At 45.0% G+C, this 549-nt stretch carries 1 protein-coding gene; it reads left to right on the top strand.

Annotated features, from left to right (window positions below):
• Nucleotides 1-143: 143 nt before the first annotated feature.
• Nucleotides 144-549: EamA family transporter (locus R7P74_RS28570; RefSeq protein ID WP_318124062.1), on the top strand; the 406-nt coding region annotated here is incomplete at its 3' end.

Here is a 549-nt window from a genome sequence, read left to right as displayed (position 1 = left end):
ACTGCTGTGTTTTGTTAGTGGCTTTACGGCAGTCGTACAAGGGCTGAACCTGTAACAATTAGGCGCGATGATAATCACTTTACAAACGCCTTTTGCGCTATAAAATCGCGTCACTTTTTCTTCATCTCAATGAGCAATAGCCTATGAATCATCGTCACTACGGCAATTTTATGGCTGCGTTATCCTTCGTTATTTGGGGATTACTGCCGGTTTACTACCGTTTTCTTCCTAATGCTGCAATGGATGAGTTGCTGGCATGGCGCATTATTGGCTCGGTACCCGTAGGGATTCTTATCGTCTACGCGGTGACTCGCCATTGGCCAAATTGGTCACAGGTGTGGCGAGATAAAAAGTCTCTTTGGTATACCTTTGTGGCAAGTAGCCTAATGTGTATTTCTTGGAGTGCATTTACGTGGGCGTTGACTCACCATCGAGTGATTGATGCAAGCTTGGGCTTTTTCATCGGGCCACTTGTGTCTGTCGCTTTAGGTGTATTTGTTTTGGGAGACAAGCTTTCTAAGGGGCAATTAATTGCAATATTGCTCGCAA

The organism is Vibrio sp. 2033, assembly GCF_033339735.1.
This window is presented reverse-complemented; position numbering and strand designations above follow the sequence as displayed.